Origin of the sequence: Flagellimonas allohymeniacidonis (genome assembly GCF_004296335.1) — a bacterium.
GTDB lineage: Bacteria > Bacteroidota > Bacteroidia > Flavobacteriales > Flavobacteriaceae > Flagellimonas > Flagellimonas allohymeniacidonis.
Map to the genome: position 1 here is coordinate 360,859 of NZ_SGIU01000001.1, position 26,738 is coordinate 387,596.

The 26,738-nt window shown below is 42.2% G+C and carries 23 protein-coding genes; 17 read left to right on the forward strand and 6 right to left on the reverse strand.

The window, feature by feature from the left end; all coding sequences use genetic code 11:
• The first annotated feature begins 2 nt into the window (after positions 1-2).
• The 5 genes from EW142_RS01530 (at position 3) to EW142_RS01550 (ending at position 6,929) form a co-directional block, all read left to right on the forward strand.
• Positions 3-1,415: a RagB/SusD family nutrient uptake outer membrane protein gene (locus EW142_RS01530; RefSeq protein WP_130608676.1), complete on the forward strand. Its 1,413-nt coding sequence runs from the start codon at positions 3-5 to the stop codon at positions 1,413-1,415.
• A gap of 378 nt (positions 1,416-1,793) precedes the next feature.
• Complete coding sequence (locus tag EW142_RS01535; RefSeq protein WP_130608679.1) at positions 1,794-2,486, forward strand: DUF4331 family protein; 693 nt, start codon at positions 1,794-1,796, stop codon at positions 2,484-2,486.
• A 20-nt stretch (positions 2,487-2,506) separates the two neighbouring features.
• Positions 2,507-3,289: a hypothetical protein gene (locus EW142_RS01540; protein WP_130608682.1), complete on the forward strand. Its 783-nt coding sequence runs from the start codon at positions 2,507-2,509 to the stop codon at positions 3,287-3,289.
• A gap of 94 nt (positions 3,290-3,383) precedes the next feature.
• The gene (locus EW142_RS01545; RefSeq protein ID WP_130608685.1) at positions 3,384-4,658 is read left to right on the forward strand and encodes a tetratricopeptide repeat protein; all 1,275 of its coding nucleotides are present in this window, start codon (positions 3,384-3,386) and stop codon (positions 4,656-4,658) included.
• A gap of 45 nt (positions 4,659-4,703) precedes the next feature.
• Positions 4,704-6,929 carry a TonB-dependent receptor gene (locus EW142_RS01550; protein ID WP_130608688.1) on the forward strand — a complete coding sequence of 742 codons (2,226 nt, stop codon included), beginning with the start codon at positions 4,704-4,706 and terminating at the stop codon, positions 6,927-6,929.
• A gap of 93 nt (positions 6,930-7,022) precedes the next feature.
• On the opposite strand, the gene EW142_RS01555 is transcribed toward EW142_RS01550, so the two are convergent.
• Together EW142_RS01555 and EW142_RS01560 are read right to left on the reverse strand one after the other, a co-directional pair.
• Entirely contained in the window at positions 7,023-7,814 is a 792-nt protein-coding gene (locus EW142_RS01555; RefSeq protein ID WP_130608691.1) for an anti-sigma factor, read from the reverse strand.
• Positions 7,814-8,350 carry an RNA polymerase sigma factor gene (locus EW142_RS01560; RefSeq protein ID WP_130608694.1) on the reverse strand — a complete coding sequence of 179 codons (537 nt, stop codon included), beginning with the start codon at positions 8,348-8,350 and terminating at the stop codon, positions 7,814-7,816. Before EW142_RS01560 ends, EW142_RS01555 begins: the two co-directional genes overlap by 1 nt.
• A gap of 284 nt (positions 8,351-8,634) precedes the next feature.
• Between EW142_RS01560 and EW142_RS01565 the strand changes: the two genes are divergently transcribed.
• Positions 8,635-9,018 (forward strand): hypothetical protein, encoded by a 384-nt coding sequence (locus tag EW142_RS01565; RefSeq protein ID WP_205783210.1) that lies wholly within the window; start codon positions 8,635-8,637, stop codon positions 9,016-9,018.
• Positions 9,019-9,044: 26 nt separating this feature from the next.
• On the opposite strand, the gene EW142_RS01570 is transcribed toward EW142_RS01565, so the two are convergent.
• Both EW142_RS01570 and EW142_RS01575 read right to left on the reverse strand, forming a co-directional pair.
• Positions 9,045-10,112: an NAD(P)-dependent alcohol dehydrogenase gene (locus EW142_RS01570; protein ID WP_240740131.1), complete on the reverse strand. Its 1,068-nt coding sequence runs from the start codon at positions 10,110-10,112 to the stop codon at positions 9,045-9,047.
• 140 nt (positions 10,113-10,252) lie between these two features.
• A complete protein-coding gene (locus EW142_RS01575) occupies positions 10,253-10,939 on the reverse strand; it encodes an arylesterase (RefSeq protein ID WP_130608700.1) in 687 nt (228 codons plus the stop codon).
• A 72-nt stretch (positions 10,940-11,011) separates the two neighbouring features.
• On the opposite strand from EW142_RS01575, the gene EW142_RS01580 reads away from it, so the two are divergent.
• The 8 genes from EW142_RS01580 (at position 11,012) to EW142_RS01610 (ending at position 21,545) form a co-directional block, all read left to right on the forward strand.
• Complete coding sequence (locus EW142_RS01580) at positions 11,012-11,701, forward strand: ABC transporter ATP-binding protein (protein ID WP_130608703.1); 690 nt, start codon at positions 11,012-11,014, stop codon at positions 11,699-11,701.
• Between the two features lie 50 nt (positions 11,702-11,751).
• The gene (locus EW142_RS01585) at positions 11,752-14,253 is read left to right on the forward strand and encodes an ABC transporter permease (protein ID WP_130612372.1); all 2,502 of its coding nucleotides are present in this window, start codon (positions 11,752-11,754) and stop codon (positions 14,251-14,253) included.
• 113 nt (positions 14,254-14,366) lie between these two features.
• Positions 14,367-14,507 carry a hypothetical protein gene (locus EW142_RS16630; protein ID WP_165395202.1) on the forward strand — a complete coding sequence of 47 codons (141 nt, stop codon included), beginning with the start codon at positions 14,367-14,369 and terminating at the stop codon, positions 14,505-14,507.
• 68 nt (positions 14,508-14,575) lie between these two features.
• Positions 14,576-15,193 (forward strand): collagen-like protein, encoded by a 618-nt coding sequence (locus EW142_RS16635; RefSeq protein WP_205783211.1) that lies wholly within the window; start codon positions 14,576-14,578, stop codon positions 15,191-15,193.
• A gap of 11 nt (positions 15,194-15,204) precedes the next feature.
• On the forward strand, positions 15,205-15,813 hold the full coding sequence (locus tag EW142_RS01595) for a collagen-like protein (RefSeq protein WP_130608706.1): 609 nt from the start codon (positions 15,205-15,207) through the stop codon (positions 15,811-15,813).
• A gap of 20 nt (positions 15,814-15,833) precedes the next feature.
• Entirely contained in the window at positions 15,834-17,417 is a 1,584-nt protein-coding gene (locus EW142_RS01600) for a hypothetical protein (protein ID WP_130608709.1), read from the forward strand.
• 54 nt (positions 17,418-17,471) lie between these two features.
• On the forward strand, positions 17,472-18,473 hold the full coding sequence (locus EW142_RS01605) for a hypothetical protein (protein ID WP_130608712.1): 1,002 nt from the start codon (positions 17,472-17,474) through the stop codon (positions 18,471-18,473).
• A 99-nt stretch (positions 18,474-18,572) separates the two neighbouring features.
• Positions 18,573-21,545, forward strand: coding sequence for a response regulator (locus tag EW142_RS01610; RefSeq protein WP_130608715.1), 2,973 nt, complete (start codon positions 18,573-18,575; stop codon positions 21,543-21,545).
• 30 nt (positions 21,546-21,575) lie between these two features.
• Here the strand turns inward: EW142_RS01610 and EW142_RS01615 are convergent, their stop codons facing one another.
• Both EW142_RS01615 and EW142_RS01620 read right to left on the reverse strand, forming a co-directional pair.
• Entirely contained in the window at positions 21,576-23,144 is a 1,569-nt protein-coding gene (locus EW142_RS01615) for an aldehyde dehydrogenase (NADP(+)) (RefSeq protein WP_130608718.1), read from the reverse strand.
• 42 nt (positions 23,145-23,186) lie between these two features.
• A complete protein-coding gene (locus tag EW142_RS01620) occupies positions 23,187-24,122 on the reverse strand; it encodes a dihydrodipicolinate synthase family protein (protein ID WP_130608720.1) in 936 nt (311 codons plus the stop codon).
• Between the two features lie 207 nt (positions 24,123-24,329).
• Between EW142_RS01620 and EW142_RS01625 the strand changes: the two genes are divergently transcribed.
• The 3 genes from EW142_RS01625 to EW142_RS01635 all read left to right on the forward strand — a co-directional run bounded on the left by EW142_RS01625 (position 24,330) and on the right by EW142_RS01635 (position 26,710).
• The gene (locus tag EW142_RS01625) at positions 24,330-25,460 is read left to right on the forward strand and encodes an AraC family transcriptional regulator (RefSeq protein ID WP_130608722.1); all 1,131 of its coding nucleotides are present in this window, start codon (positions 24,330-24,332) and stop codon (positions 25,458-25,460) included.
• Between the two features lie 90 nt (positions 25,461-25,550).
• Positions 25,551-26,144, forward strand: a complete 594-nt coding sequence (locus EW142_RS01630; protein ID WP_130608725.1) for a YceI family protein — start codon at positions 25,551-25,553, stop codon at positions 26,142-26,144.
• Between the two features lie 2 nt (positions 26,145-26,146).
• Complete coding sequence (locus EW142_RS01635) at positions 26,147-26,710, forward strand: YceI family protein (RefSeq protein ID WP_130608728.1); 564 nt, start codon at positions 26,147-26,149, stop codon at positions 26,708-26,710.
• Positions 26,711-26,738: the final 28 nt, after the last annotated feature.

Sequence of the window (26,738 nt, forward strand, 5' to 3'; positions counted from 1 at the left end):
AGATGAAAAAAATAAATAAATCGATAGGAATTCTTTTACTGGCGATGTTGATGGTCTCATGTGAAAACCGTCTTGAGGTTATACCAGAGGACAATGTAGCATCTAATACGGTGTTCAACAGCTTCGCCACTATCAATGGTGCTGTGGTTGGTACCTATAGCAAAAATCAAAGTGGAGACCTCAATGGAATGGCTCAACTAATTTCGGAGTTTATGTCAGATAACGTGAACTTCGTGGGTAGCTTTCCCAGTCTTCAAGAAATCGATCAGTATCAAACATTGGCTACAAACACGAGTATCGATAACGTCTGGATTGACGGGTATGAATTGATCGGAGCTGCCAACAATGTAATTGTCAACCTACCAGAGGTTACCGATGTTTCCAACCTCACCGAAGAGAACAAGAGAGTTTTTGTTGCCGAAATGAAGTTTCTAAGGGCGCTAACGTATTTTCAACTTGTTAATCTGTTTGCCCAACCATTTCAATTTTCGGGAGGTACAAATTTTGGTGTGCCAATAATAACGCAACCATTTGGGGGAGGTGATATATCAGAGTTTCAATTGGAACGGTCCACGGTTAATGAGGTTCACTCATTTATTGAACAGGATTTGTTGGAGGCTATTGCCGATTTACCCGAAGATAACGGTGTTCGTGCCGAGGCGGGATCGGCAAGGGCACTTTTGGCAAGATTGTATCTGTATCGCGAACAATGGCAAAACGCCGCGGATTATGCCAACCAGATAATTTCATCGGGGGAGTACAGTTTGGCTGCAGATTATGATTTCTATGACGCAAATTCTACCTCTTCAGAGCATGTTTTCGTAGTAGTCAATACACCGACAGACGGTCCTCAAGAAGCCAACGGTTCAGATGAAACATACACGAATTTCTTTAATCCCGCCCCAGGTGGTAGGGGTGATGCACCCTTCACTCAGGATTTGATTGATGAATTTGCCAACGAGCCGGGTGATAGGCGTTTTGATGAACTTTCCCAAGCTGCATCGGATGCGGGTGGTAACAACACTTTCTTTACAACAAAATATCCCGATATCACAAATAATGCCTCCGACGGCATGGTTTTAAGGGTAACGGAAATGCTTTTGATACGTGCTGAGGCGAATCTAAGGGGTGGACTATCAATTGGCGGAACGCCCCTTGATGACATCAATCTTTTACGTACTAGGGCAGGGCTTACAACCCTAGTGTCTGTGGATTTGGACGATATCCTTTTGGAAAGAAGAAAGGAGCTATGCTTTGAAGGTCATCGTCGTATGGATCTTTTAAGAAATAATTTGAATTTGAGGCCTGGTGGAGGCTCTGAATCTGCACCAGGAGCCAACAAGGTAATATTTCCCATTGTTGATGATGAAATAACGAACAATCCAAACATAACCCAAAATCCGGGTAACTTTTAAAATGATCTAAGAACATGTCGGTTAAAAGAAGCCGACATGCTTTATGCTTTAAGATCCAATTTTGAGATTGGTGAATTTTGACTAGGTCAAAGAAAAAAGCAAGGGACTTTCAGCACTCAATGTGCTGGATGTCCCTTTTTTTTGTCATTCTCATTTTCTTGAATTTATCACTGTTGAAATTGGAAAGCCGGTTATCACTTGTGCTTGCTCAATTGTGAATAGTTAGCTGGCGTTTTGTTTGAAGTTTTCAAAGAGACTCACAACCGCACCTAAAATTGGAATTCATCTTCTGTTAACAGAGTTTTAACAACTAAAACTGAACCTCCAATAAATCACTCCGTAGGTAGGGCAAACAATTAAAAATTAAAAATGTTTAAAATGAGAAAAACAACTAAACAATTGTTAGGAGTTGGTGCCTTGGTATTAACAGGAGTGATACTGCTGTCTGCCGATCATATTGATGCACCATCTTCTAGAGGCACTACCGCCGACATTGCGGACTTTTTTGCCTTTGAACCCACTGAGGGATCGGACAACACCGTTTTTGTGGTGGATTTGCAATCCGATGTTCTTCCTGAACTGGCCTATGGTAGTTTCGATGAGGACGTCCTTATTGAAATCAACATCGATTTGGATGATGATTTGGTGGAGGATACGGTCATACAGGCTATACCAAGAGATGGGAGAATGTATTTTTTTGGACCAGCAGCCCCCGCTCAAACAGGCCTTAACAGTGAAGTATTGATCAATGCACCATTGGGGGATGTTGAAATTTCCTCGACCAGTGCCGTAGTAGAAACCACCGCAAACGGGGTTTCACTCTTTGCAGGCCCAAGGCAGGACCCTTTCTTTTTTGATTTCTTCCAGTTCAATGCAGTAATCAATCCTGAAGTTTCTTCGGCGCCTGGAGGATTTTTTGCCCCGAATGAGGCACAAGATACGTTTGATGGTGCAAACACCATGGCCATTGCGGTGGAAATCCCCAATAGCCTTTTGGGTACTCCAACGGCTACAAATGCCCTTGGATTAACGGTATACAACACCTGGGTTACGGCAAACAGAAAACAATAATGGAACTTAAAACGATAAAGATGAAATACAATAGAATACAATACCTTTTTTGGTCATTCGCATTAATTGCGTGCTTTACATCTTGCAGCAATGATGATGATGTGCAGGCAATGATGCCTGAACCCATGGCCACCTGTGATGATAATATAATGAACGGAGACGAAACGGGAGTGGACTGCGGAGGTTCGTGCATACCCTGTGAAACCATGTCAATGGACCCCGATTTCAGTGGAACGTTTGCTCAGGTGGATTTTATGGGACGCCCTGGTATAAATACTACTCTGAGCTTCGATATGGACGGGCAACCCAGCGTTAAAGATGCACATAACGTAGCAATTCCTTCCGAAATGGTATTGGGTTTCCAAGCAGGTTTTCAGGCCAGACTGGAACAATACCACGATGTGTACGCCAACAAATTGGGGCTTGACCCGAATGACGTGGATTACGAATCCAATATTTTAGGGCTCGATGCCGCTACTTTAACAACGGTTTTAGCCGCTGATGTGTTGGAGGTCGCTCCAAATCTTCCGACCACCTATTTTGATCCTGGTACCGATAACAACAACGATGGTATCCTTTTGGTTCCAGATGGCGATGAGGTTGCATTGACAGGAAGAAAGCTAACCGATGATATTATCGATGTTTCCCTAATTCTGTTCTTTGGCGGAGCCCAAGGTGACCGTTTTAGTGGACAGGATCTTGATATGGACGGTACTTCAGACTTACCTAGACTTACTTCAGATGGTGTGGGTTTTACTGGAGAAGTGCTCTCCGAGTTTCCATATATCAGCAACCCAGAATAACAATTCAACTTTTGAATAAAATAGGGGAGAGGACCATGAGGTTATTCTCCCCTTGATAAAGTATTTCAGCATAAACAATTTTAAAAACAACACCATGAGATTTCTTTTCATTTTGGCACTTATACTAGTGACCCATTCATGCGACAGCGAGAAACAATTCGCAACAAATGTCAAGGACTATGAAAAATACTTAAACATGGAAGCCTCTAAAACGACTTCCAAGTATTTTGAACTGTGGAATTCAAAGATCACTTCGGATAGCACCCAATTACTAAGTTTCGGTAATGTAGCAAGTGAATACAACAGGTTTTTTCAGAACACAGGAAATATTAAGTATTTAAAAAAGGCTGAAAAAGCCCTGAAAAAGGCAGTAGAGATTGCTGCGGTGAACAAATCAGGGTACTTAAGGGCATTATCAAGAAATTACATCTCCCAACATCGATTTCAGGAAGCACTTGAGTCGGCTCTTTCTGCCAGAAGTTTAGGAAGCGGAGTAAAAGAATCGCAACAGCTACTTTTTGATGTGCATATGGAACTCGGGAACTATCGCACCGCATATCATTACCTCGATAGTATTAAGGATATGGCCAACTTTGGCTACCTCATCCGAGCTGCAAAATATAAGGACCACAAAGGTAATTTGGATGGAGCTATTGCCTTTATGGAAAAGGCAAAACAGAAAGCAGAATCGTCCAAAAATAAAAAGTTAATGGTCTGGACGTATACCAACCTTGCCGATTTTTACGGCCACGCAGGTCGCTTAGACGAATCCTATGGCCACTATCTCAAAACCTTGGCCTTGAATCCCTCCAATGCATACGCCAAAAAGGGAATTGCCTGGATTATTTTTTCGCATGAACGAAATGGTAAAGAGGCTTTGCGAATTTTGGATTCGGTGGAAGGGTATCACGCTTCTCCCGACCACTATCTCTTAAAGGCTGAAATAGCTGAATTTATAGGCGATGAAACAGAGAGAATGGATAATTTGAAAAAGTACGGGAATTTGGTCGGGAATGCTTCATACGGTCTTATGTATAACCTTCCCAACATCCAGTTGTACCTAGAAGAATCGGAAAAATTGAATATGGCCATTCAAATCGCAAAGGATGAGGTTGCCAATCGGGCAACTCCAGAAACCTATAGCATGTTGGCCCTTGCCTATCTCAAAAATGGGTATGACCAGAAAGCTCTTACCATTGCCAACAGCGAGGTCTACGGAAAATCGTTTGAACCAGAAGTTTTATTGCGCTTGTTGAAGATTTATAGGGCAAATGGGCAGTACGACCGAGCTACTAATTTGAAGAAAGAACTGGAAGAAGCAATTTTTGAATTGGGTCCTCTTTCCCAACAAGTGATTGCATCCCTTTAGCAGCACTCTTTAACTGGATAACTGTTACAACACCACACCTAAGCAATGAGAAGTATAGCTATTATCTGTTGTCTTTTGTTTATGGGCAAAATGACGGCACAAAAAATCTATGGCAGATTAGTGGATGAAAATCAGATTCCCATAGAAGGAGCCTATATTTTCAATATCCAATCAGAGTCACATGCCCATACCAATGAATTGGGAACATTTAGAATTAAAGAATCCCAGATTGGGGATACGCTTCGAATAGGAGCTTTGGGATATAGTACAATACTGGTTCCCCTTCAAGAGAAATCTTATGTAGACCCCTTGGAAATTGAGCTTGAAGAATCCGCTTTGGAATTGGGAGAGGTGGTAGTGCGTCCAAAAACCAATGCACTTTCCGTACTAAGCGCAATCGATTTAAAGGTCCGTCCTGTAGGCTCCTCCCAAGAGATCTTACAGAAAGTTCCGGGGCTGGTCATAGGCCAGCATGCTGGCGGGGGTAAAGCAGAGCAATTGTTCTTAAGGGGTTTTGATATAGATCACGGAACGGATATCGCCCTTGCCGTAGATGGGATGCCCGTAAACATGGTGTCACATGCCCATGGTCAAGGATATTCCGATTTACATTTTGTGATTCCCGAGACCATCGATAATATCGATTTTAACAAGGGTCCCTATACTGCGGACAAGGGTAACTTTGCCACCGCGGGCCATGTTGATTTTAAGACGAAGGAAGTCTTGGAAAACAACAGGGTTGGGTTCGACTATGGAGAGTTCGGTTGGAACCGTGGTTTGGGGATGTTCAATCTCCTGAAAACCAAAAAAGATAAGGCCTACGTAGCAGGTGAGTTATTGCGTTTTGATGGTCCCTTTGAAAGCAGTCAGAACTTTTCAAGGGTAAATCTATTTGGAAAATATACCAAGCAACTTTGGAACGATGCCAAACTATCTATGGGGGTGTCTTACTTTACCAGCAAATGGGATGCATCGGGACAAATTCCTGAGCGAGCGGTAAATTCCGGACGTATTACGCGGTTTGGTGCCATAGATGATACAGAGGGAGGTACTACTTCCAGGAGCAGTGTTACTCTAAAATTTCAGAAGCCAATCGGCAAACAAGGTTTTATTACTTCAAATGCTTTTTTCAGCAGGTATGACTTTGATCTCTTCTCAAACTTTACTTTTTTTCTGGTTGACCGGGAAAATGGGGACCAAATCGTTCAACGCGAATCTCGTAACCTTTTTGGGTTCAATACGGTGCTGAACCAAAACATTGAATGGGGAGATATTGATTTAAGATTACGCGCCGGAGTCGGACTTCGCACCGATATGGTTCAAGGAAACGAACTGTCACGAACGTTAAACCGAGGTACTGTTCTACAAAATATTCAGTTGGGCGATGTTAGGGAATCTAATTTCAATAGTTTTTTGGAAGGAAGAATTGAATTTGGAAAATATGCAATTGTTCCGGGTATACGCCTTGATCACTTTAGGTTTGGATACCTTGATAATCTTAGAACAGACCAGGAGGAAGGGAAAGTTAAAAAAACAAGGCTTTCCCCAAAATTGAACTTCCTTTTTGATCCAACCGAAAATTTGCAACTATTTCTAAAAACCGGCATTGGCTTTCACTCCAATGACGCTCGTGTCTCAGTTTCCCAAAATGGAGAAGATGTGCTCCCCGCGGCTTATGGTGTAGACTTGGGATCACTATTTCGAATAAATTCAAAGATTTTTGTGAATTCCGCACTTTGGTACCTGCATTTGGATCAAGAATTTGTCTATGTGGGTGATGCTGGTATTGTGGAACCCAGTGGACGTTCTGAGCGTTACGGTCTTGATATGGGTCTTCGTTATCAAATTAGTGACCGAGTCTTCTTCGATTCAGACCTTACCTATACAGTGGCTCGAAGCAAAGATGAACCTAGAGGTATTAACTACATTCCTTTGGCACCTGATTTTACGGCTTCGGGAGGAGTTACGTTTTACGGACGCAATAAGTTTTCAGGCGGTATTCGATATCGTTACTTGGACGACAGACCTGCCAACGAGGATAACTCGATTGTGGCCGAAGGGTACTTTGTTGTAGATGCCAATGCGAACTACGAACTAAGTAAAGGACTGACCTTGGGGCTTTCCATTCAAAATCTATTCAACACCGATTGGAACGAAACCCAGTTTGCCACACTTTCCCAGCTTCGTAATGAATCTCAACCCACAGAAGAAATTCACTTCACACCAGGTGCTCCATTCACCGTACGGGCTAGCCTTCAATATCGATTTTAATTTTGTGACCAGCCCTGATTTACTTAACGAAGATCAGTAGTCCTTTCAATTTTAGGGCCGCTTAGGAAAGTAAACAAAAGTTATTGGGCGAATTTAAGATGAAACCGTTCCCAACACGTACAATTGTTCAAGGTTGGGGGCGGCACTTCCACCTTCAGGTTCCAAGGTAATTCCAAAAGCCTCAGATGCATTGGAATTCACCAGGGTAAATACGCCGTTATCATTGCTTTCAAAATTTTCTAAAAGGCCGACACTGGTTGGCGTAAGCGGGTCTAGGGTAAGTGACCAAACCTGATATGCCATTCCTTCAGGAGGTTCTGGTAAGCCCTGTGCATCAATAAAGAGTTGCCCTTCCTCTTTGTTCCAATACGCCTTGGCAAAAGATTCTGGGGATACGCTTTGCCCACCTAATTGGACAACCACTACATCTTTGTTCCTTAATTGGTCCAATAATTGGGTAGATTTCTCAAGCGATTCGTTGGCTTCTTTAATTTCTTGCTCCAGTTTCTCAATTTCCGTATTGGTAACTTCCATCCCCGAGTTTAATTGCTCATTTTGATTGTATAAATAAACAATCCCCAATGCACAGACCACTGCAGCGGCCCATCCTACGTAAGGTTTCCATGAGGAGGATTTTTTCTCCATGGGAATGACTTTGCCCTCTTGCCCCTCCAACTTTTGTCTTATGGCGTCAAAGGAGGGAACACTCTTGGGACTGGCCGATCGGGAGACAGCCAAAATGGTATTTTCTACCTCTAGTATTTCTTTTTTGATTTCAGGATACATACGAGCATAACGTGCCACCTCCAAATTTTCCTTTTCGGTAAGCTGGCCCGCAACATACAGTTCTATAATACCTGATTCTATATATGCTTTGGTATCCATCAGTTATTTTTCATGTTTTCCCTCAGTTGGGAGATACAATTTCTATTTCTTGTTTTGACCGTACCCAACGGGATATCCAATGCTTCAGCTACTTCTTTTTGAGAATACCCCTTAAAATACAAAAGGTCAATAATTTGTTTGCATTTCTGTTTCAATCCTACTACCCAATTTTTGAGCTGACTCGAATTCATTTCATCGTTTTCAGATTCGTTGGGCTGGTCCAGAATACCTACGAACAAATCTGCTGATAGGTTCAGTTTCTGTTCTTTGTGGGATTTTGAACGCAATTCGTCGATTGCTGCATTTCTGGCAATGTTTAAAAGCCACGTAAAAAAACGGCCTTTGGAACTGTTGTAGGAATCCGATTTTTGCCAAACCTTCATAAAAACATCCTGGCAAATCTCTTGGGACAGTTCATCATCTTGAACTATCGAATTGATAACGCCGCAAATGTTGGTAGCATACATTTCGTACAACTTTTCAAAGGCTTTAGTGTCCTTGAGTTGAAACCGTTGTATTAAATGCTCGAGGTCCATTGCATGATTTGTTTAAAAGTATGTAATGGGGGAGTACTTTCCAAACTTGAGGTCATTGCAACAAGCGGATTTTAAAATTGATCATAAACAAAAACTTATAATCATTGGATAGATTATTGGTGTAGTAGATGGAAGTTGGCTTGGTAGAACTATCTGGCTCAAAATCTTCAGATGGGAATCATAAAAGGCCGTTTTAATGTTTTTAAGGTGAAGAAAGTCATTTTAATTTCCAACCTGTTGCGGTAAATTGGGAACAAAGGCATTCAGAATTTAACAAAGCAATTATGTGGAAATATGTTTTGGCCTGGCTGCCCATGGTAATTATCGCAATTGCCAATGGACTGCTGCGGGAAAGGTTCATCGCCAATCGAATAAAGGAATTATATGCACATCAAGTCTCAACGCTGATATTAATCCTTTTTTTTGGAATTTACATATGGCTTGTCTTTCAAATGTGGAGACCTGAATCGCCCCAACAAGCTCTTAATATCGGATTGTTTTGGCTTGTGCTGACCGTAGTATTTGAATTTCTATTTGGACACTATATTGCAGGTCATACTTGGAGTAAACTACTTGAAGATTACAACATCATGGCCGGACGCGTTTGGATTCTGGTGCTTATTTGGGTTACTATAGCGCCCTATGTGATTTATGAATTACAGAAATAGTTTATGCTGATTACATTCTGGACAGCTTATTGCCTTAATGCATTTCTACTTCCTGCAACATCGTGTTGCTTTTGATTGGAACCGTTGTTTTGGGTTACTGATACTACAATTTTTCCGTGGTGAAGTCCATTCCCAAACCGTCGAATCGCTTGGGGTATTTTTTCAAAACTGTAAGGGCCATCTATAACACAACCAATCTTGTTTTCTTCGCAAAGTTTATTGATGTACTCCAAGTCCTTATTTGCCTTTAACATCACCATGTGCATCCGTTTCTGGCTAAACAACCTTAGTAATGGCTTCATATAAATCAGTTGCAACAAGTTGCCAGACCTACCTCCAATTGAAACATATTTACCCTTGGGTTTAAGAACCTTTAAAAATTTCGATAGGGATCGATTGGTCTTGCAATCAAGGATAAGATCATATTGCTCTCCTAACTTGGTAAAGTCATGTAGTTTATAGTCAATAACGTGGTCAAACCCTTGAGTTTCCATCGCTTTTAATTTTTCACCTGTATCGACCCCAGTAACATTTGCGTTGTAAAGTTTTGCTAGTTGAATTCCAAATGAACCAACACCGCCGCCGCCGCCATTGATTAGAATCTTTTGGCCTTCTTTGATCTGTCCCACGTCTCGAAGACCTTGTAAGGCGAGCATTGCTGCATGCGGAATAGTGGCTGCCTCTTCAAAACTCATACCATCTGGCTTTAGGACAATCGCTTTTTCGTCTATACAAAGAAACTCGGCAAAGCTGCCAAAGCCAAATTCAGAGATGTCACCATAAACAGCATCACCGGCTTTAAATTTTGTTGCATTTTTTCCGACCTTTTGCACAATTCCAGCAAGCTCCATTCCCGGTATCCTTAATTTTCTCTTGGGGCGGAATAGTCCAAAGAACAGACGATAAGCAAAGGGTTTTCCAGTAGCAATGCACCAATCGTAGTCATTGATTGTGGTTGCACAAACTTTAACCTGAACCTCGGTGTCTTTTGGTTCGGGCTGTTCAACGTCTAGAAGCCTAAGAACTTTTTCAGGCTCTCCGTAGTTCTTGATGTTATATGCTTTCATTTTTACTAAGATACCAAGCTGAATCAAATGAAGTTGCTTTAACTATGCGCAGGGCCTTGTTTTGTAGTGCAAGAGATTACCGTGCATTTGCCAATCGTATATTTGAACTTTGACCCTAACTCGTTTTTTTAAAGTTCAAAAAATTTCATAGTTCAAACAACATTGGCCTACTGTACCGACTGCTGCAGCACCTTCCAAACATTGTCCCGAACAATTTGATGTCCTTCTGCAGAAGGATGTATGCCGTCTTCTAAATTGAGTTCTGGGATACCAGCTACGCCTTCCAGTAAAAAAGGAATCAAAGCGATTTCATTTTCTTTGGCCAATTCGGGAAATATTTTCCGGAATTCAGTAGTGTATTCAGGCCCCATGTTAGGTGGAATTTGCATTCCGGCCAGTACAATCTGGGTATCAGCATTCTTTTTCCTGACCAAATCGATCATGGCTTGCAAATTGTTGCGGGTTTCTGTTAAAGGAATACCGCGGAGCCCATCATTGGCACCCAACTCCAATACAAACACATCGACCTTTTGGTTCAATACCCAAGCCAAACGATTACGTCCGCCTGAGGTGGTCTCCCCACTAAGACCTGAATTTATCACAGTGTACTGGAGACCCAACGAATCCAAACGGTTTTGAATAAGCGCTGGGAAAGCCTCTTCGAGTTCCAGACCATAACCTGCGGTAAGGCTATCCCCAAAAAACAAAATCACTTTTTCGGTAGTATCATCAGCGATGGTGGTATTCGAGTTGCTATCGGTATCTTGGGTGGCTGCAGCTTTCTTTGGGGCATCTCCACAAGAAATCACAAGGAATAGCAGAAAAAAATAACGAAACTTTAAGAGGTCTTGCATGGGTTACGGGCCTTAAAATCAAAATCAATTGCCTATTTTTCTTGTTTGAGAAAAACGGAAGCAAAAAGTGCTATGTCAAAGATATTAAACGTAGAGCACCTGGGGAAGACCTATACGAGTGGCTCAAAACAATTAACGGTGTTGGACGATATCAATTTCAGCATTGAAGAAGGGGAAACCTTCGCCATTGTGGGGCCTTCAGGCAGTGGGAAGACCACCCTTTTGGGGCTCTGCGCTGGGCTGGATTATCCCGATACTGGAATGGTTGAACTGTGTGGCACAGACCTGGGCAGTTTGAACGAAGATGAGCGTGCTGGATTACGCAACGAAAAAGTGGGCTTTATCTTTCAGAATTTTCAATTGTTGCCCACTCTTACGGCCCTTGAAAATGTTGTTGTCCCATTGGAACTGCAGGGGGCAAAAAACCCAACCAAAGTAGGCCGCGAACTTTTGGGTAAGGTCGGTTTGGGTGACCGTATGCACCACTATCCCTCACAGCTTTCTGGCGGGGAGCAACAACGTGTGGCCCTCGCCCGGGCGTTTTCAAATAGTCCCTCTATTTTGTTTGCTGATGAACCTACGGGCAATCTCGATCAAGATACGGGTGATCGAGTGGTGCAACTGTTGTTTGAGCTGAACCAAGAGGCAGGAACCACTTTGGTCATTGTCTCCCACGATTTGGAATTGGCCCAAAAATGTCAACGTCTGCTGCGATTGCGAGGTGGCAAAGTAGTCTCGAACGAAGTTTTGGTCGAGTCGTGAGAAATTCCCCCAAAAAAATATCCCGAGCAGGATGGAAATGGCTGCTGAAAATGGCCTGGCGCGACAGTAAGGCCAGTGGCAGCCGCCTACTTTTATTTATGGCCTCCATCATCTTGGGGATAGCCGCGGTAGTGTCCATCCAATCTTTTAGTGAGAATTTGGAAGAAAACATTGCCATTCAATCCAAGATCCTAATGGGAGCGGATTTTGTCATCGATAGCAACAAGCCCCTTAATGAAAAGGTGCTAGCCATAATTGATTCTTTGGGTGGTGCTGATGGGCGTTCCGTTGGATTTGGATCCATGGCGATTTTTCCGAAAACCGGAGATACCAAATTGGTCGGAGTACGGGGTATGGAAGGGGCTTATCCATTTTACGGTGAAATGGAAACAGAACCTGTTACAGCGGCGCAAACCTACCAAGAATCTGGAGGGGCTTTGGTCGATGCAACACTTATGTTGCAATATGGTCTGCAACAAGGGGATTCAGTCAAATTAGGTAATACCGTTTTTCCTATAGCTGGAAGTTTGATTTCTGCCCCGGGAACCTCGGGTGTAGGTGCCTTGGTGGCACCCCCTGTGATCATTCCCTATGATGCCGTGGAGGGTACAGGTCTCATACAAGTGGGAAGCCGAATCGGATATGATTATTATTTCGTGGCCGAACCGGAGCAAGATTTAGTTGAGTTGGATGAAGTGGTCGACCCACAACTCGACGTTGAAAATGCGGATTTGGATACCCATATCAGTACGGCGGAACAGCTAGGGAGAAGCTATGACAATTTCGGCAAGTTCCTCAATCTTATTGCGTTTATTGCTCTGCTACTGGGCTGCGTGGGTGTTGCCAGTTCGGTACACATCTATGTCAAAGAGAAATTACGATCTGTGGCCGTATTAAAATGTATTGGGGCTACACGAAGACAAACTTTTTTGATTTATCTATTGCAAATCGCCGGCATGGGTCTCCTGGGCGGAATTTTGGGGGTGCTGTGTGGATTGCTACTCCAACAGTCATTTCCTTTGCTGTTAGAAGGTTTTTTACCCTTCGAAGTGCAGATTTCCCTCGTACCGAACGCACTTTGGTCCGGATTGATATTGGGAGTATTGTTATCGGTATTGTTTGCATTAATGCCCTTACTGAACACATGGTTTGTTTCGCCTCTGCAGGTATTACGGGTAGAAGAGAACGGGTATCAAAAATCACGAAAAGCACAGTTGTGGGTCTTGTTGGGGATTGTACTGTTCATTTTTTCCTTTTCTTTCTGGTTATTGGGAAGCGCACGTTATGCACTCTATTTTGTTCTGGGTATTTTGGTGGTATTTGCTCTTCTCGGCGGTGTAGCGACACTATTTATGAGGGGCATCAAAAAATATTTTCCGACTTCTTGGGGGTTTACGGCCCGGCAGAGCCTCTTGAACCTGTATAGGCCCAACAATCAGACTACCGTCTTGGTCTTGGCCATTGGTGTGGGCACTTTTTTGATCAGTACGCTTTACTTCACTAAAGATATTTTACTGGCCCAAGTTTCATTGGAAGCTTCTGAAGATACACCCAATCTCATACTTCTGGACGTGCAGAGTGATGAAAAACTGGCTGCTGCCAATAGTATCGAGGCATCAGGACTTCCAGTTTTGAATAACATTCCCATTATCACCATGCGAATGCATCAAATCAAAGAACGCCCAGTAAGAGAACTTATCCTTGATTCCACTGTAACCATGAATCGATGGGTTTTGTTTCATGAATTCCGGGTCACCTATCGCGATTCTTTGGTCCCCTCGGAACGTACTGTAGAGGGTACATGGCCCCTTGAACGGCAAGGTAATGGGATTATTCCCATATCGATATCGGATAATGTGGCGGATGGCGCACAAGTCAAAATAGGAGATACCATTGTATTTAACGTGCAGGGCGTGTTAATGGAAACCAAAGTAGCCCATCTCCGAGAGGTGGATTGGGCCCGTATGCAGGTCAATTTTTCCATTCTATTCCCTTCTGGGGTTTTGGAAGAGGCTCCGCAGTTTCATGTATTAACAACGAAAGCTCCGGATGCAATTAAATCGGCCGAATTGCAGCGTGACCTGGTACGAAAATTTCCTACCGTGTCCATTATCGATTTGCGACAGATTCTTACGGTCATCGAGGATATTTTGGGCAAAATTGCTTGGGTCATTAACTTTATGGCTTTCTTCAGCATTTTAACCGGGATTATTGTTCTTATTGGGTCGGTACGGACAAGCAAGTACCAAAGAATCAAAGAAAATGTGCTTTTGCGGACTTTAGGAGCAAAAGGGAAACAAATTCTTCGAATTACCACTCTCGAATACCTCTACTTAGGCCTTTTAGGCGGGGGCATTGGAATTGTTCTGTCTTTGTTGGGAAGTTTACTGCTAGCACGTTTTGTCTTTGAGGTCAGTTTTGTGCCATCGAGCGTTCCTTTTTTAGTGGTATTGCCTGGTATTATGGTGCTGGTGCTTCTTATCGGATTGTTGAACAGCAAAAGTGTGTTGCAAAGCCCACCACTCGAAGTGCTCCGCAAGGAGGGAGTGTAGAATCAACCAGTATTCCCATTTAACTATTACTCCAAATTGATTTTATTTCCTTTTCAGGTGGGTTGGGAAACCACAAGGAATTCCAAATTCACATTACCCTTGTTTCGAATTTGATGAACGACTTCAGCATCGATGTGGATGTCATTCCCGTTGCCATGGATTTGCCTCATGTTACATTTCCAAAAGTATTGGTTACATATCAAAAAAGTCAGAGAGCAACCTATATCTACTTTTGGGACATCGACGGATTGTAGGTTGTAAAAACATTTCGGTCCAAAGAGAACTTCCCCTAAAAGCTAACCGTAACAATAATTCTGAAGGTATGAAAACAAAACATTTCATTTTTATGATTATCCCATTGGCACTTTGCGCCTTATTGGCTGGGTGCTCAGGAGAGGATGGTGAAATCGGACCTCAAGGTCCACAGGGAGAACAAGGTGAGCAAGGTCCTGCAGGTGCTGATGGTGTTGATGGAATTGATGGAATTGATGGAATTGATGGAATTGATGCCAACTCAACTGTGATTTCATCCGGATGGTTTGAAATCAATACTTGGGATACTGATTTATCGGCTTTCAAATTTCAAAGGATTCCTGATTTGATATTGAGCGATTTTCAAATTGAAAACAATGTTTTTTTGGTATATCGTAGATATCAGATGACCCCAACCTTTACGGCTATAAACCTATTGCCTTTGTACGAACTTGATATCAATGGCGACATCGAGTTGGCTATCCAGAACAGAATCAGTGGGAATGGACTATTTCTTCAAATAGAATCCTTTGGACGTTCGGTGGCAAACGAAGAGTACTTGGGTCCCAGCACCCAATTTCGGTACATGATCATCGAGCCCGCATCAACTTCAGACAAAAAGAACAGCATAGATTTTTCTAAAATGAGCTACCAAGAAGTGGTTGAATACTTAGGCATAAATCCATAAAACAAAATGATATGAAAAGTTTCAATTATTTCGGGACAATAGGTCTAATGTTGTGTATTATTTTCTTTCTGTCGTGCAGTGCCAAAGATGGCGAAGTAGGCCCCCAAGGTGAACAGGGACCAACTGGCCCTCAGGGTGAACTCGGACCTCAAGGAGTCCAAGGTCCACAAGGGGAGACTGGACAAGATGGTGAGGACGGCCAAGACGGTAATGCCAATGTGATTTTTTCAGCTTGGATACGAGCCGATTGGAATTCGTTGGACCTCCCAACAGTTAAGGAGATGCATGTTCCTATTGACGGGATTATTAATAATGATCTTAGGGACAAGACCTTGGTTTTTGTGTACTTCCGTCAATGGGGAGATGGCAGAATCCACGTAATGCCAAGTGAAGGCCGCTGGAGCAACACCTGGTATTCATTTACCTTCGGACTTATTTCAGTGAACGGAATAACCATTGCACTTGAAAGTACCGATGGTGTCACCCTAACAGAAAATCAGTATTCTGGGGACAGAAATAATAGATTCCGTTACGTCTTAATTCCGGAAAGCGCCCAATCCAGTAAACTGGATTACTCCAACTATGATGCGGTCAAAGCCTTTTATAGCTTCCCCGATTAACATTTATAAAACCATACATAATGAAAAAGATAGTCTTGATCGCAGCTTTGCTCATTCTAGGAAATCCGCTATTGGGCCAGACCAAAAAAATGACTGCATTTAAACCGGTACAACACGGTTTTAAATTCGATAATAGCTTTAAGAACATCTTTATTGATGCTATTGACTGGAGAACAGGTGGACTATGTGGGGGTATGTCTTATTCCGCCTTGGATTATTATTATGCAAGAACTATCTCCACCCCAAAAACTTCCATCCGTCCCACAGAAGGTAGCCCCTTGCAGAAATATTTGTACGACCGTCAGGTGACCTCTATTACCTCCAATTTGGATAAATGGGCGGAAATTGGGTTTAATCCTGGTGGCGCACGAAATGGAGAGTTCTTTAATTGGGGAGTGGAGAACAAAAAGGGGAGCAGAATCAATGAACTCCTTTCCTTTATCGACCGTGGCAGACCCGTGCCTTTAGGCTTGCAAAGTGTTGGTGAGAAGGACTCAGACCCCGGCAATCATCAGGTTTTGGCCATTGGCTATGATTTCGGTACAGTACAAGATTTGGCGAACGGAGCTTATAAGCGCAAAATGAAAATCTACACCTATGATCCCAATTATCCCAACGACATCAATACGTTGGTGCCGAATTTCAAAGAACAGGTATTTTACTACCTGGAGAAACCATACATGCGTTGGCGCACCTATTTTGTAGATAAGAACTATCGTGCCAAGACTCCCATTCGAATGTCCTTACGAGACTATCCTAAAGATGGTAAGATTCATGAATTGGTTTTTGAGTTCGGTGTGGGCAAGGATGACCTCCGAGGTGGAAATGACAACCTGAACCTTACCATCATGTTCCATAATTCACAACCCCAGAGGGTTTATAACGTAAATAAGGGTAGTAAGTGGATTGATAATTATGCTCAGTTCATTACCATTCCTCTACGGAGGCCGGCAGCTCTGAATACCATCAAATCGGTTCAACTCAATACAGTTTCAGGAAATGACAATTTCAACCTGAACCGCCTTCGAATCCATGCCAAAGGTTACAATCTGAACAGAAAGATCTACGAAAGAATGGGAGCTCCTCTAAAACGCTTTACCGGAAAGGATAAATCCTTTTTGGCTATTATCAAGAATACATCACCCAATACAGTCTCAACTTCCGGTACAAGAACTTCTAGTACCGCTGGTTCAGGCAGAACCACACCAGTAAGACAGCCTATCGATAAACTACGATTTTGGATTCGAACTGGAGATGATGACTTAAGAGGGGGGGATGACAATCTGAATATTGTTGTACATTATAGAGACGGACGAACACAAATGGTAAAAAATGTGAATAAAGGAACACGATGGAAAGACCACTCAACCAACTCCTTGGATATTAAATTGAACAGATCCATATATTCCACCTCGGAAATCGCAAAAGTGGTTTTACAAACTACCTTTGAAGGTGGAATGGGAGGTGACAACTGGAATCTTAACTATTTGCATATCGAGGCTTATAAAGGCAATACCAAAGAGAGGGATTTATACAAACAGGGGTCAGATGACACACGATTGTATCGGTTTACGGATAAAAGTAACGCTTTTGTGGCAAGATAACTCTATATAAAAATGCGTTGTAAAAACTCTTGGACAAAATGTGTTTTAGGCTTAATGATAATTGCCTTCGGGGTGGCCTGTGGTGGTGATTCTGAGAGTGAGCCCCCACCACTTTCGGCATGTGAAACAGGCTCGAATCCCAATGTAAATTTTACAGCTTCTTTTACCGATCTGGATGATATTGACCATATTGAGCCCCTTGGAGAAGTACAGGCCTTTCATAATTATTCAGCACATTCGTATGTGTTCATCAAAGCAGGAGTGACCGAGGTTCCGGTTTATGCCCCCGCTGATATGGACTTGATCAACGTTACCGATGACGGAGCCGACTTTGGTTTGATGTTCCGTGCTAGTTGTGAGGTAGTACTCCGTTTTGGACACATCACAAATCCCATTACTTCGATTCGGAATCTAGCAACAAATCAAGGAATTAGCATGTTCGAGGGTCAACCTCCAACCTTATTGCAAGTTTCCGCAGGAGAGCTGATTGGCACTACCTCGGGCACGGTACAGGCCAAAAGTTTTGATTTTGGGGTATATCACAGTGAACGACCGCAGACCTTTGTGAACAACGAACGTTTTCATCCCGTGGAGACTTTTAGATATTCCAGTTGTCCGTATGATTATTACTCCGGTGCTTTGCGGAACCAGATGTACGACCTTTTTGGCCCCAAACCTTTGGCTCAGCCTTTGGACTGCAGGGGACCCAGGGGAGTCACTGGCACCATTGCAGGACCATGGTTTGATACGGAAGAAGTGTTCTCTACACCCTATTTTGGACAGACTGAGTTTTCACCTTTGGTGGTGGCCACGGCCTTGAATGGAACTGTGAAGATAATTCGCGGAACGGAACCCAATGTATACAGAATTGATCTAGGAGCGGCAAGTTATGCAGACCCCGAGCAAGTGACCAGCGAACACTGCTATGAGCTATCCACAGGGGGCTATTTTTACTTGCAGTTGCAACCCGATGGCACATTACATGTGGTTAGGGAAACTGTTGGAAGTTGTCCTTCGGAATTTCCTACATCTGGGTTTACGGTCTATTATCGATAGATAGCATTTAGCAGTATGCTTATCATGTATGGCGCTTGCGAAAACCAAAGGTGAATTTTTGTATTTTGAAATACCCTAAGAAGGATTAAATAACTGAAAATGAGATTCTGTCTTTTCCTTATTCTTGTTGCTCTACTCAGCATTAAAACGTTTTCACAGCAGCATAAGGCAGATTCCCTGCGACAGGTTATTGCCTCTACTTCAAATGATTCCTTAAAAATTGATGCCTACCTAGGATTTTATGACCTTTATCAGAATTCCCACCCTGATTCCGTAAAGTATTACTTAAATCAAGGTTTGTTATTCACGCGCAAGATAAGGGACTTAAAAAACCATGCATATCTTTCAACTTTTCTTGCCTTTGTCGACTACCGACAGGGCGCTTTTGTGGAAGCACACCAGATTCTGGATCGTTCTCTAGCCCTAGTAAAAGGTAATCCCGAATATCTATCGAGCGAACTGAAATTGTTGAATTGGAAAAGTGTAGTACTCCAAGGTCAGCGAAAAATTGATTCAGCTCAGGTGATATTGACCAAAATTGTTGACCTTTCTGATGATTTTCCCTTGGAACAACTAAAGGCACATTTGATATTGGGCAATATTGAATTAAGAAAATTGCATTTTCAAAGGGCCTTGTATTTCTATCACAATGTTGATTCCATTTGCCAGGCCAATCAGTTCGAAAGTAATGCCTGTGTTAGCGCCCTTGCAAACTCTGGGCTTGTATTGATGGAAATTGGACAATTGGATGAATCACTGAAGTATTTGGAGAAAGCGACTCAAAAATTTCTTCACGAGAACGATGAGATTGGAGTCCTTGCCATTTCTGATGATATGGCCCGTATACATTTAAAGAAAGGAAATCTTGATTTGGCGGAAAAAATTCTGGTAGAAAGAAATGCTCGTTTAAAAGAGAGTAACTCATACAAATTGGAGGTGCAGGGGTTAAAGGTTTTAAACAAAGTTTACAGGGAACAATCCAATTTTGAAGAGGCTTTGCCTGTTCTAAATAGAGCACTTTCCCTATCTGAAAAAATCAACGACACGGTCAGCATCACAGAGGTATATATTGATTACGGTAAATTCTATACAGAAACACAAGCCTATGACCAGGCAGGGGTCTACGCGGATAAGGTAATTGACTTACTCGATACATCCCATCAAATTGAACTGCTGGATGAATACTATCAACTAGAATATAGAATAAGTGTTTTTGAAATTCTTGTAGCCATTCAATTGGGCAACAAAGATTTTAAGACAGCTTTGGGGCTTAATGAAGAACTGCAAGAGTTCAAGGATAAGTTTAGTGCGGTAAAAGATGCGAGAACCATTAGCGACATTGAATCCAAATACCAAAATGAAAAGAAACAAAAAGAAATAGAATTACTTACCTCAAAAGCCCAATTGGTAATCCAAAAAGCCAGAAACCAACGGAATCTTTTAATAGCGGGTATTTCTATTTTGGGCCTTGCGTTCGTTACCGTATTTCTTCTGTTTCGAAACAAGCAAAAAACCAACCAAAGGCTCAGGGAACTGGAATCTGCCAAATCCAAGTTCTTTGCCAATATTTCCCATGAGTTTAGAACTCCCTTGACGCTCATATCTGGTCCTGTGGCTCATCAATTGTCTAAGGATGACCTTTCATCTGATGACAAAACAGATTTAGGTTTGATACAACGGAACGCGAATCAATTACTCAAATTTGTGGATCAAATACTAGATCTTTCAAAAATAGAAGCGGGGCGAAGAAAACTAAGAGTTTCCAAAGGAAACTTGGACCTTTTTCTAAAACATCTGATTGAGCCTTTCCGCTATCAGGCGAAAAAAAAGGATGTGACCTTCAATGATATAATTGATATTCAAAATGAAGTGTGGTTTGACCGGGATGTTGTGGACAAAATTGTTGCCAATCTCTTATCCAATGCCCTAAAATACAATCAGAATAAAGAAAAAATTGTTTTTAAGGCTGTGGCGAAAAATCAAGAACTGATTCTGACTACAATTAACGGGAACGATGATTTAACAGAAAAAGAACTCCCTCTATTATTTGATCGTTTTTATCAGAACAATACGATACATCAAGGATTTGGCATAGGACTTTCTTTGGTAAAGGAGTTGGCAACCCTGTCCTATGGTACGGTACATGCCCATAGGCCCGATGATAAAACAATTGCTTTTGTTGTAACACTGCCCCTAACGAAAATCGCATTTTCCAAGGAGGATTTGATTATGGAGGACAAGATGCCTGAAATCATCAAAAAACCAAATGAGGAAGCAATTTCTGAACCTTATGAAAAAGATGAAGAGCTTGGACAAAGTTCGCTTCCCGTTTTATTGGTCGTGGATGATAATGCTGAAATCAGACTCTTTATTAAAACCCTTTTCAAAAAGGAATATCATATTCTTGAAGCCGAAAATGGAGAGGTTGGAATGCAAATTGCGCTTCAAACGATTCCCGACCTAATTATTTCTGACATCATGATGCCCATAAAAGATGGGATAGCAATGAGCAATGCTCTAAAGAACGATGAAAGAACGTCACACATTCCTATTGTACTACTTACCGCAAAATCAGGGGAGGAAAATGAGCTCACAGGGTTAAAAACAGGCGCAGATGCTTATATGGTCAAACCCTTTAAGGAAGAAAAACTGAGGGTTATCATTGAAAAGCTAATCGCCACAAGAACCGCAATCCAAGAGAAGTTCAGCAAGCAGTCATTGATGAGAATAAAGGGTGTTGAGCTTACCAAAGTAGATACACGCCTTATGGAACGAATTCAACAGATATTGGATGTTGAATTGACGAATCCGGAGTTTAATGCAAAAGCTTTTTCAGAACAAGTGGGATTGAGCCGTATGCACCTACACAGAAAATTAAAGGCATTGACGGGACTTTCCACTTCTGAATTTATTAGGGTCCAACGCTTGAAAATGGCCGCCAAGTTACTGAAGGAAGGGCACACCAATATTTCAGAAGTGGGATATGCCACAGGATTCAATCAACCGGCCTACTTTTCAACGGCGTTCAAGCAGCATTTTGGGTATTCGCCTTCCGAATACGCTACAGTTTAATAATAAGATGGAAAATTGACCATGGTATTTTTATTCCCGGGTTTTCATGCCGTTGACCGTCCTTAGTATTTTCAACGGGTTGTCTTGTTTCAATTCTTCGGGCAATAGGTCATCTGGCATATCTTGAAAGGAGACTGGCCGTACAAATCGCTTAATGGCATCCATTCCCACAGAAGTAAATAGGGCATTCGAGCTTGCTGGAAATGGGCCTCCATGATGCATGGCCGGGCATACTTCAACACCCGTAGGAACACCGTTGAAAATAACCCTTCCTGCTTTTTGCGCTAGTATTTCTGATAGTTCTAGGGCATTTGCCAAATCTTGTGCGTTTCCCATAATTGTTGCGGTCAATTGCCCGCGTAGATGACTCGCTACTTGCAGCATTTCCGGTTTATCCTCACAAACCACAATTAGGGTAAAGGGACCAAAAACCTCCTCTTGCAAGTCTACGTTATCCATAAATTTTGAAGCAGGAACACTGGCAAAGGACGGACCCGCCTTCCAGTCATCATTTGAACTTTTATGCTCAAACATAGGGGTGACACCCGAAATATCGAAGCAAGATGCTTTTCCCCTGTTGTATGCCTTATAAATACCTTCGTTCAACATAGTATCGGCGGAAAGCTTTTCAAAGGCAATTTTTAAAGCAGTTATAAAACCATCAGCTTCCTTACCTTTTTCTAGTACTAAAATACCCGGATTAGTGCAGAATTGCCCTGCTCCTAGATTCACGGAATTTGCAATGGTACTGGCCAGTGTTTCAGCATTTTCACTCAACTTTCTGTTCAAAATAAAAATAGGGTTGTTACTTCCCATCTCAGCATAAACTGGAATTGGAGTAGTACGACGATTGGCCAAATCGAACAAAGCCTTACCCCCCGTGTATGAGCCTGTAAAGCCAACAGCTTTGATCAAGGGATGTCCCACAAGTTGTTGTCCAGTTTCAACACCTCCGTTCAAGGAGGCAAAAACGCCCTTGGGCAAGTTATTCTTTTGCGCCGCCTGTATTATGGCACCGGCGACCAAATGGTTGGTCCCCAAATGTGACGGATGCGCTTTTACCAGTACCGGACAGCCTGCTGCCAATGCCGAGGCGGTATCGCCCCCTGCTGTTGAAAAGGCCAAGGGAAAGTTACTAGCGGTAAAAACGGCAACCGGACCCAGAGCCACGGACATTTTTCGAATATCAGCCCGTGGAAGCGGTTCACGATGTGGAAGGGCCTCGTCAATAATCGCATCTACCCAATCACCTTCTTTCAGAAGGTCTGCAAATTGCAAAAGTTGATTACAGGTTCTTCCGAGCTCCCCGCGTATTCTGCCTTCCGGAAGGCCAGATTCTTCCATGGCCTTATGGACAAGGGTATCCCCAAGGGATTCCAGTTCCAAAACGATATCACTCAGAAAGCTTGCTTTCTCTTTACCGGATGTTTTTCTGTAGGTTTTCCAGGCCTCGTTGGCATTTTCTGCAGCGCTATTGATTTCATCTGAGGTGGCAACAACGAATTTTTGTGGTATTACGGTTTGTGTAACCGGATTGATGGATTGAAGATTTTCTCTGCCAGTCATTTTTTGGATGTTGCTATTTGTATTCTCTTTCATCACCTACGGTATTGCTTTTAGCCTTGAACCTCTTTGATTGTCTTAAATAACTGAGTCAACTTCAATACTCAAGTAGTCAGGTAATTTCGGTCGTGTAGCCATTCCTTTTTCCAGAATGTCCAGCACCCGTTTTCTTTCCTCACCCGTTAAAACTTGTCGTGGAGGTCTAACATCTTCGGTTCCAATCCCAGTGATTACTTCTGCCAGCTTAATGTTTTGCACCAATTGTGGGCTGATGTCCAACTCCAAAATAGGTAAAAACCACCGATATATTTGGAGTGCCTCATCAATCCTGCCAGCCTTCACTAAGCGATATATGGCTACAGTCTCCGCGGGAAAAGCATCGACAAGCCCAGCAACCCAACCGTCTGCACCCATCAAAAGCTCTTCCATAGCCAGGGTATCCACCCCGCATAAGATTTTAAAACGACCTCCAAACGCATTTTTCAGTCGGGTGACATTGGAAATATCCCGGGTACTTTCCTTTACTGCTTGAATGTTCTTTAATGGGATGAGTTGTTCAAAAATCCCAAGGGTTATCTCAATTTTATAATCCACCGGGTTGTTATAGAGCATAATGGGCGACTCCGTGCTTGTGGCCACAGCCTTGATGTAATCTGCAACCTCTTGTTCCGTGGGCTTGTACATCATCGGCGGCAGAAGCATAAAGCCATGTACACCAATGGCATCAGCAGCCTTGACCAACTCTATGGCTTTTTCCGTGGCGCCTTCCGCTACGTTCATTATCACATCAATTTTGTCCCCAAATGCTTCCAATGCGACTTGGGTCAAAGTCAAGCGCTCATCATGGGTAATGGTACTGCTTTCACCCAATGAACCCCCAATGATAATGCCATCGACACCTGCTTCTGTTTGAAACTCTATGTTTTTTAAAAACATGGGAATATCCAAATCCCCATTTGATTTGAATTTGGTCGTAACTGCAGGATAAACCCCGGTCCATTTTACTTTTCGCATACGAGTTGTTTTCAACAAATGTAAACTATAGATGATCAAGTTAGAAGAATCTATTTATCAATAAAAGCTACTTCTGTGAGCTTAAAACTACATTGGGATTGTCGCTGGAAGATTCAACCCAATAAAAGGAATATAGCAGCAATGAGTTAACTTTGAAATCAACCAATCCTTTGCTTTGCAAGTACGAGGATTATTTCGGGGAATTTTATGATTGACATCTGGTCAATAGCAATCATCGTATTTGCCGTTCAAGGCCTCTTCGTACTTTTTTCTCTTTTGACCTCTGCCAAGAGGAGAACGAAAAAAGAGGGTCTGTTCTTGATTCTTATCGTCATAGTACTATTGTGGTACCTGATAGAATTTCTGTTTGTTAGAAATAAAATCAACGTAGGACTGAATATTTTCTATGGAACGCGCTACGGGTCATGGTTGGTTTTAGGCCCTTTGGCGTATTACTATTTCAAATCGATTACCGAGCACGAATGGAGGTTTTCCAGCAGGAATTGGGTTCATTTTCTCCCTTTTGCCCTTTGCGTATTGTTTATTCCTTTGATTCTCGAAAATACAATAAATGATAGGCAGGTACACTACGGAATGCTTTCGGTTTTTGACCACCGAGAAAAAGTCATAGCACCAATACAATACTTCTATTCTGTTATTTTCATCGCGCAATTTCTTCACTTGGGTACTTACTTGTACTCGAGTCTGAAGTTAGTGACCCACTACAAGAGTTTGTTGAAAACAGCATATGCCCAAATACACAAAAAGGTGAATTGGTTAAGCGCATTTTTGATTGTCTTTATCTTCATTCTGGTATTCACGTCCCTTTTCCTTTTCATTTTGTTCAAAACGGATATCTACAGAAGACATCTGGATTATCTCTATGTGATGCCCATAGGGCTATTATTTTATATGATAGGCTTTTATCTCATTGATGTGAATTGGGAAACTGTGGACAAAAAGATGGTCAAATATGCCAATAGCTCTTTGGACAAAGAAAAGCTTGAAAGCTATATCATAAAACTTGACGGTTTGATGATCGATGAACAAGTGTATATGAACCCGGAAATTCGTCTTAAGGATTTGGCGGGAAAAATGGACATCAGCACCCACCATCTGTCCCAAATTATCAATGAAAACTATGAGAGTTCGTTCTTCGACTTTATCAATAAACATAGAATTAAGATGGCCAAGAAACGTATTGCTGAGAATCCCTCTAGGTTGTTAATTGATATAGCATTCGAGTGCGGATTCAATAATAAGACTTCCTTCGTTAACGCCTTCAAGAAGTTTGAAAAAATGACACCTTCGAAATTTAGGGATACGCATTTTTCTTAATTTTTTCCTAAAACAAGCCAATAGTTATAAAGGTTGCCATGGGTAAAAAATTCCAACGCTAATATTACCTGAATCTTTAAAACAAGTACAATGAAAACTTTTTCAGCCGCTATCCTTGTTGGTTTGGCATTTCTGTTCTCACCTTCCAACACCCTTCAAGCCCAAAAGTATACGATTGATTCGGGCCATAGCAATATTCAAATTAAGGTGGAGCGTTTTGGGGTGGTGGACGTCGTTGGCAGGTTTAAAGACGTTAGCGGAACTATTGTTTATGATGCCCAAGATGTAATGAAAACAGGGGCAGAGGCCACAATCAAAGTTGAGAGCTACGACGCCAACAATCCTGGAGGTGAAGCAGCCGTTAAAAGTCAAGCATTTTTGCATGCTGAGAAATATCCTGAAATTCGTTTTTTAGGAAAATCCATATCAGCTAAAGATGGGGAAAACTTTCTGGTCGGGGACCTTACCATTCATGGAACTACCCAAGAAATTGAACTGCCCTTTTCAATTAAGGGACCATTGCTTGACCTTCCTTCCAAGAAACAGTCCATTGCCTTTAACGGATCCATAGTTATTAACCGGCAGGATTATGGTGTGAGCTTTGACAGAAAATTGCCCAATGGGACCCTTCTCGTAGGCAATGAGGTGGAAATAACACTGAACGTTCTTGCCCTTGAAGAGTAAAGATGTCCAATTGTAGATTTGTTTGGTTTACTCTGTTGGTGATAGGTTTGTTTTCAGCATCAGTAAAAGCTCAAAAGCATACGTATTATTTTGACCAGATTGAATCTAAGATTGCGTTTGAGGTAAGTCATTTAGGTTTTTTGACCGTCACAGGAAATTTTGGAGAATTCTCGGGAACCTTGGTTTTAGAAGAAAATTTCCTACGATTTGTGGATTGCAGCATTCAAGTTAAAAGCATTTATACCAACGACAAGTCTCGGGACAATACACTAAGGAGTGAAGCCTATCTCGACGTTGCTACTTATCCCAATATTATATTCTCTACTCGGTCAATTAGTCATACCGGTCAAAAATTGAAGGTGAGTGGGTTTTTGAAAATTAAAAATGTACAAAAACCCATAGATCTTACTTTTCAATCCGATGTTGACCAAGAGCGGGTTGTTCTTACGGCCCATACCATTGTAAATCGAAAAAACTTTGAACTAGACTTTGGTGCCATGGATGGGCTTATCGGTCAGAATATCAAAGTAGACCTAAAATTGGTGGGGACCAAACGGGTTCGTTGAAAAAAATGCATTGACCAAGATTTCGACT

What these genes read in the sequence shown, in the direction of transcription:
- EW142_RS01545 (WP_130608685.1), top strand. Translation starts at nt 3,384, where the DNA reads ATGAGATTTCTTTTCATTTTGGCACTTATACTAGTGACCCATTCATGC.
- EW142_RS01605 (WP_130608712.1), top strand. Translation starts at nt 17,472, where the DNA reads ATGATAATTGCCTTCGGGGTGGCCTGTGGTGGTGATTCTGAGAGTGAG.
- EW142_RS01560 (WP_130608694.1), bottom strand. Translation starts at nt 8,350, where the DNA reads ATGGACCTCGAGCATTTAATACAACGGTTTCAACTCAAGGACACTAAA.
- EW142_RS01620 (WP_130608720.1), bottom strand. Translation starts at nt 24,122, where the DNA reads ATGCGAAAAGTAAAATGGACCGGGGTTTATCCTGCAGTTACGACCAAA.
- EW142_RS01610 (WP_130608715.1), top strand. Translation starts at nt 18,573, where the DNA reads ATGAGATTCTGTCTTTTCCTTATTCTTGTTGCTCTACTCAGCATTAAA.
- EW142_RS01555 (WP_130608691.1), bottom strand. Translation starts at nt 7,814, where the DNA reads ATGGATACCAAAGCATATATAGAATCAGGTATTATAGAACTGTATGTT.
- EW142_RS01600 (WP_130608709.1), top strand. Translation starts at nt 15,834, where the DNA reads ATGAAAAAGATAGTCTTGATCGCAGCTTTGCTCATTCTAGGAAATCCG.
- EW142_RS01635 (WP_130608728.1), top strand. Translation starts at nt 26,147, where the DNA reads ATGTCCAATTGTAGATTTGTTTGGTTTACTCTGTTGGTGATAGGTTTG.
- EW142_RS01550 (WP_130608688.1), top strand. Translation starts at nt 4,704, where the DNA reads ATGAGAAGTATAGCTATTATCTGTTGTCTTTTGTTTATGGGCAAAATG.
- EW142_RS01575 (WP_130608700.1), bottom strand. Translation starts at nt 10,939, where the DNA reads ATGCAAGACCTCTTAAAGTTTCGTTATTTTTTTCTGCTATTCCTTGTG.
- EW142_RS01530 (WP_130608676.1), top strand. Translation starts at nt 3, where the DNA reads ATGAAAAAAATAAATAAATCGATAGGAATTCTTTTACTGGCGATGTTG.
- EW142_RS01595 (WP_130608706.1), top strand. Translation starts at nt 15,205, where the DNA reads ATGAAAAGTTTCAATTATTTCGGGACAATAGGTCTAATGTTGTGTATT.
- EW142_RS01585 (WP_130612372.1), top strand. Translation starts at nt 11,752, where the DNA reads ATGGCCTGGCGCGACAGTAAGGCCAGTGGCAGCCGCCTACTTTTATTT.
- EW142_RS01540 (WP_130608682.1), top strand. Translation starts at nt 2,507, where the DNA reads ATGAAATACAATAGAATACAATACCTTTTTTGGTCATTCGCATTAATT.
- EW142_RS16635 (WP_205783211.1), top strand. Translation starts at nt 14,576, where the DNA reads ATGAAAACAAAACATTTCATTTTTATGATTATCCCATTGGCACTTTGC.
- EW142_RS01615 (WP_130608718.1), bottom strand. Translation starts at nt 23,144, where the DNA reads ATGAAAGAGAATACAAATAGCAACATCCAAAAAATGACTGGCAGAGAA.
- EW142_RS01580 (WP_130608703.1), top strand. Translation starts at nt 11,012, where the DNA reads ATGTCAAAGATATTAAACGTAGAGCACCTGGGGAAGACCTATACGAGT.
- EW142_RS01565 (WP_205783210.1), top strand. Translation starts at nt 8,635, where the DNA reads ATGTGGAAATATGTTTTGGCCTGGCTGCCCATGGTAATTATCGCAATT.
- EW142_RS01625 (WP_130608722.1), top strand. Translation starts at nt 24,330, where the DNA reads ATGATTGACATCTGGTCAATAGCAATCATCGTATTTGCCGTTCAAGGC.
- EW142_RS01630 (WP_130608725.1), top strand. Translation starts at nt 25,551, where the DNA reads ATGAAAACTTTTTCAGCCGCTATCCTTGTTGGTTTGGCATTTCTGTTC.
- EW142_RS16630 (WP_165395202.1), top strand. Translation starts at nt 14,367, where the DNA reads ATGAACGACTTCAGCATCGATGTGGATGTCATTCCCGTTGCCATGGAT.
- EW142_RS01535 (WP_130608679.1), top strand. Translation starts at nt 1,794, where the DNA reads ATGAGAAAAACAACTAAACAATTGTTAGGAGTTGGTGCCTTGGTATTA.